At 71.7% G+C, this 3,713-nt stretch carries 3 protein-coding genes and 1 pseudogene; 1 reads left to right on the top strand and 3 read right to left on the bottom strand.

Translation table 11 applies throughout. The annotated features are described in order from the left end of the window. Together AC2W7G_RS11415 and glmS are read right to left on the bottom strand one after the other, a co-directional pair. Positions 1–270 (bottom strand): holo-ACP synthase (locus tag AC2W7G_RS11415; RefSeq protein ID WP_485868537.1); only part of this gene is annotated, 270 nt, incomplete at its 3' end. After that, positions 267–2,106 (bottom strand): annotated as a pseudogene (gene glmS / locus AC2W7G_RS11410) (glutamine--fructose-6-phosphate transaminase (isomerizing)). The pseudogene glmS and the gene AC2W7G_RS11415, both read right to left, overlap by 4 nt. A 47-nt stretch (positions 2,107–2,153) precedes the next feature. Between glmS and coaA the strand changes: the two are divergent. Then, positions 2,154–3,104, top strand: a complete 951-nt coding sequence (gene coaA / locus AC2W7G_RS11405; RefSeq protein ID WP_485868536.1) for a type I pantothenate kinase — start codon at positions 2,154–2,156, stop codon at positions 3,102–3,104. Positions 3,105–3,108: 4 nt separating this feature from the next. Here the strand turns inward: coaA and AC2W7G_RS11400 are convergent. Further along, the coding region (locus AC2W7G_RS11400; protein ID WP_485868535.1) for a GNAT family N-acetyltransferase at positions 3,109–3,713 on the bottom strand (605 nt) is incomplete at its 5' end.

Genomic DNA, 3,713 nt, shown 5'->3' with positions numbered 1-3,713 from the left:
GGTCGGCGGCCGCGCCGGAGGGCACGAGGCCGGGGCTCCGGCGGCGTCGCTCACCGACCTGCACGTCCTGCCAGGACATCCCGGCCGGCCCTTGAGCGCCTTCACGAACGCCTCCTTGGCCGCGAACCGGGCGGCGAGCGACTCCACCGGGTGCCCGGCGGAGAGCTCGTCGGGCGTGAACAGCCGGGCCGCGAGCGTCGGCGTGCGCTCGAGCGCGGCAGCGAACCGGGGCACGTCCACGACGTCCACGCCGATGCCCCAGACGGTCATTCGACCGTGACCGACTTGGCCAGGTTGCGCGGCTGGTCGACGTCGTGGCCCAGCTGGGTGGCCAGCTCGCAGGCGAAGATCTGCAGCGGGACCGTCGCGACGAGCGGCTGCAGCAGGGTGGGGACCCGCGGCATCCGGATCAGCGTGTCGGCGTACGGCTCGACGACCGTGTCACCGTCCTCGGCCAGCACGATCGTGCGGGCACCGCGGGCGCGGATCTCCTGGATGTTGCTGACGACCTTCTCGTGCAGCTGGTCGCGACCGTGCGGCGGCACGACGACGAACACCGGCAGGCCGTCGGCGATGAGCGCGATCGGGCCGTGCTTGAGCTCGCCGGCCGCGAAGCCCTCGGCGTGGACGTAGGCCAGCTCCTTGAGCTTGAGCGCGCCCTCGAGCGCCACCGGGAAGCCGGCGTGACGGCCCAGGAACAGGAACGAGGTCTCGCCGGCCAGCTCGGCGGCCAGGTCGCGGACCTGCTGGCCCTCGTCGATCATCCGCTGGATGCCGGCGGGGACCTGCTCCAGGTCGGCGATGATCTGGGCGATCTCGTCGCCGAACTTCACGCCGCGCACCTGGGCCAGGTAGAGGCCGAGCAGGTAGCAGGCCACGACCTGGGACAGGAAGCCCTTGGTGGACGCGACCGCGACCTCGGGACCGGCGTGCGTGTAGATGACCGCGTCGGACTCGCGCGGGATCGTGGAGCCGTTGGTGTTGCAGACGCTCAGCACGCGGGCGCCCTGCTGGCGGGCGTACCGGATGGCCATGAGCGTGTCCATGGTCTCGCCGGACTGGCTGATCGCGACGACGAGCGTCGAGCGGTCGATGATCGGGTCGCGGTAGCGGAACTCGCTGGCCAGCTCGACTCGCAGGGACCCGGTCCAGTGCTCGATCGCGTACTTGGCCACGAGGCCGGCGTAGGACGCCGTGCCGCAGGCGATGATGATGATCTTGTCGATGTCGCGCAGCTCGTCGTCGGACAGGCGCATCTCGTCGAGCTGCAGCGTGCCGTCGCCGGCGTGACGACCCAGCAGCGTGTCGGCCACGGCCTGCGGCTGCTCGGCGATCTCCTTGAGCATGAACCAGTCGAAGCCGCCCTTCTCGGCCGCCGAGACGTCCCAGTCGACGTGGTAGTCCTTCGTCTGGGCGGGCTCGCCGTCGAACGTGGTGACCTCGATGCCGTCGGCGGTGATCGCCACGACCTGGTCCTGGCCCAGCTCGATCGCGTCGCGGGTGTAGTCGATGAACGCCGCCACGTCCGAGCCGAGGAAGTTCTCGCCCTCGCCGACGCCCACGACGAGCGGGGAGTTGCGGCGCGCGCGACGACGACGTCGGACTGCTGGGCGTCGGTGATGACCAGCGTGAAGGCGCCCTCGAGCCGGCGGCAGACCGCGCGGACGGCCTCGGGCAGCTCGGGGGTCTGCTTGAGCTGGTCGTGGAGCAGGTGCGCGACGACCTCGGTGTCGGTCTCGGACAGCAGCTCGTGGCCGGCCGCCTCGAGCTCGGCGCGCAGCTCGGCGAAGTTCTCGATGATGCCGTTGTGCACGACCGCCAGACGGCCCTCACGGTCCAGGTGCGGGTGCGCGTTCAGGTCGTTCGGCGCGCGTGGGTGGCCCAGCGGGTGTGACCGATGCCGGTCGTGGCCTCGGGCAGCGGGTGCTCGGCCAGGACGGCGTCCAGGTTGGCCAGCTTGCCCGCCTTCTTCGCCGAGGCGATGCGTCCCTCGTGCGCCACCGCGACTCCGCCGGAGTCGTAGCCGCGGTACTCCAGACGGCGGAGTCCGCCCATGACGACGTCCTTGGCCTGGCGGTGGCCCACATATCCGACGATTCCACACATGGGCACCAGGGTACCGAGTGCCACCCTCGGCGCAGGGCCCGGACAGAATGGGCGCCATGAGTCGCGAGGAGTCCCCCTACGTCGAGCTCGAGCGCGCCGCCTGGGCCGAGCTCGCGGGCGACCGCCCGCAGCCGCTCAGCGCGGACGAGATCGAGCGCGTCCGCGGCCTCGGGGACGAGCTGGACCTGGAGGAGGTGCGGCAGGTCTACCTGCCCGTCACCGAGCTCATCGGCATCCGCGTCCGCGCCGCCGCCGCGCTGCACCGGGCCACCCAGCGCTTCCTGGGCCAGCCGCAGCCGCGCCGCACGCCGTACGTCATCGGCATAGCCGGGTCGGTCGCCGTCGGCAAGAGCACGACCGCCCGGCTGCTGCGCGAGCTGCTGCGCCACGGGCCCGAGGAGCCGAAGGTCGAGCTCGTCACCACGGACGGCTTCCTGTACCCCAACGCCGAGCTCGAGCGCCGCGGCCTGCTGCAGCGCAAGGGCTTCCCCGAGTCCTACGACCAGCGGGCGCTGCTGCGCTTCGTCATGGCGGTCAAGTCCGGCGCCCCGCACGTGACGGCGCCGGTCTACGACCACCTGACGTACGACCGCACCGACGAGGTGGTCGAGGTGGAGTCGCCCGACATCGTCATCGTCGAGGGGCTCAACGTCCTCGCGCCCGCCCGCACGCGCGGAGACGGCAGCCCCGGCCTGGCGATCAGCGACTTCTTCGACTTCTCGGTCTACGTGGACGCGTCGGTGGCCGACATCCAGCGCTGGTACGTCGAGCGCTTCCTGACCCTGCGCAAGACCGCGTTCGCCGACCCGGCCTCGTACTTCCATCGCTACGCGGACTTCACCGAGGAGCAGGCCCTGGCCCGCGCCAACGAGCTGTGGGACACGATCAACGGCCCGAACCTGCGCGAGAACATCGCCACCACCCGCGGACGCGCAACCCTCGTCCTGCGCAAGGACCAGGACCACGCCGTGAAGTGGGTGCGCTTCCGCAAGATGTGACCCGTCACAGCCGGCGCAGGACCTCCTCGCACCACGCGGTCTGCACGAAGCCGAGCTTCTCGTTGACCGCGATCATGTGGCTGTTGCTGGCCGCGTTGTAGGTGGTGATGCGCCGGCGCCCCTCCAGCAGGTCGGCGGCGGCCTGCATCGTGCGCACCTTGAGCGCGAGGCCCAGGCCGTGACCGCGGTGCTCGGGCAGGACGAGCGTGTCCCACTGGAACACCTCGTCGTCGTCGGGGAAGACGAGCTGGGTGTGCCCGGCCAGGTGACCGGTGGACAGCGACCGGGCGACCGTGACCTGGGCGTCGCGCTGCTGACGCTCCCACTGCGCCTCGTCGTGGCGCACCCGGTCGGCGTCCCAGAACTCGCCCTCCAGGCCCGCCTCGCCGGACGGCACCTGCTGCATCATCTGGTGGCGCAGCGACGCGTACTCGTCGACGAGGTCGTTCGGGCACGGTCCGCGCCACGTGCGCAGCTCGTAGCCGGGGTCGAGCACGAGCGGCGGGACGGACGCCGGCAGCGGCAGCTCGCGGATGGCGTCCAGCAGGTCGGGCCTCGAACCCGTGCTGGCGGGCGAAGCGCCGCGCGGGCTCGCCGTCGTCGTCGCGC

Source organism: Aeromicrobium sp. PFPM2_SD2 (genome assembly GCF_057364525.1).
Note: the sequence above shows the minus strand (reverse complement) of the source record. Positions and strands in the feature narration are given on the sequence as shown.